Here is a 1701-nt window from a genome sequence, read left to right on the forward strand (position 1 = left end):
TCGCGGATAGCACTATTACCAACCATGGGGATAACCAGACAAATCATTCCCCAATACCAAATCTGCATGTAACTACGAATCAGTGGTAGCAAATCGGCATCAGCTCCTAAGGCGGTAAATAGGGGATCGATAGTGGCTAATCCTAGGAACGTGAACAGTGCTACTACTAGCAGAGACAGGGTTAGACTATCTGTTGTCAGTCGCCGCACTTTCTGGAGATCCCCTTCTCCAATGGCACGGGCAATCACAGAGGATGCTCCCACTCCTAACCCCATCGCTAGACTACCTAAAGTCATCACCACGGGAAAGGTGAAACTCATAGCTGCTAAGGGTTTGGTTCCCAGTTGTCCGACAAAATAGGTGTCAATCAGGTTGAAAGCAATAACTGCAAACACTCCCCAAATCATCGGTATCGTTAGTCGGGTTAGCTGGGAGCTCACCTTCCCTTCAATCAGGTTTTGCTTCATGGTAGGGCATGCCTTAACTAAACTTAATAAAAGTTTACTAAATTTAAAATTTAATTGGTGTTGAGGATTTATGTTAGGACTTACGCAAATCCCTCAATTTAACGCTACCTGTAGGGTGGGCAAGGTTTTGCCCACCCTACCCATGGATTGTGTGCGTAAGTCCTGTATCTATAGACAAGGCAAGAGGATAAAAGTGATAAATGGGTCAAAAACAGTAAATTAAGTAAATAGTTTCGCCTCATCTATAGTGTTTCTGATAGCTATGAGGTACAGAAATTTTTTTTCCCTATTCCCTGTTCCCTGTTCCCTGTTCCCTATTCCCTATTCCCTGTTCCCTTTGCTATAGCTAACTTCTTAAACGAATAGTTCCAGAAACATTATAAATTTAAAGAAAAGCTTCTTTATGCCCAAGTAAGTTTTAACAAGCGCTTCTTTGTGCTCTGGTTTTACACCACGAAAAGGACTATAGGTAGATTCCCAGCAGAAAAGAGAATAACCATAACCATAGTTTTCGGCTATTTCTATCTGCTTGTTGAGTTCATTTATCGGCTTAGGGCGATAGAATTCTCCACTGTAGATACCTACGGCTACCGGAACGTAATAACTAGCTTCTCGTAAACCAGAAGATTTTAGAGTATTGATTACTTCTTGGCTGGTCTTGCGATAAATTTGGACAATCACTTCATCAATTAAGCCTTGGCGTACCCAATACAACCAATTTTGAGAGTATTTTCTGTAGGAAAAACTTGGGGAGTTGGGAGAAAGAGATATAATTAGCTTAGGGTTAATTGTTTTAACAGCTTGGTGAATTTTACGGGTTAATTCTGTCATCACTCTGGCGTGATTTCCAAACTGAGTTGGAATACCCCAATGATCGTCTAGTTGAATCCCATAAAGGTTGGGATAGTTCTTAGCAACTTCAGTAAATAAATTAATGAAGTATTTTTGAACATCTGGGTGGTTTGGATTTAGCCACAGATGTTGATCGATAGCTTTTTTTCCTGTTGAAGTCTTCAGGAGCCAATCGGGATGCTGTTTAGCAAATTTTGAATTAAGATGAAGCATCATACCATGCTCATACCAAGCATAGATTTTTAATCCTTGACGTTCACCTTCTTTGATGGCGGCTTTTAGGGGGTCGGTAAAGGGTAAGGTAATCCAGTTATTTTTGAGGGAATATTTACTAGGATAGGTAGTTCCACCATTATAAACATCAACGTAAATTCGATTAAAA

The 1701-nt window shown here is 40.4% G+C and carries 2 protein-coding genes; both read right to left on the minus strand.

Features of this window, described 5'->3' with window-relative positions:
• Nucleotides 1-467, minus strand: a 467-nt coding sequence (locus F6K49_RS46385) for an MATE family efflux transporter (RefSeq protein WP_293109202.1), incomplete at its 3' end; no start/stop codon positions are given.
• A 354-nt stretch (nt 468-821) separates the two neighbouring features.
• Nucleotides 822-1701 (minus strand): family 10 glycosylhydrolase (locus F6K49_RS46390; RefSeq protein WP_293109204.1); only part of this gene is annotated, 880 nt, incomplete at its 5' end.

The organism is Moorena sp. SIO3I6, from assembly GCF_010672095.1.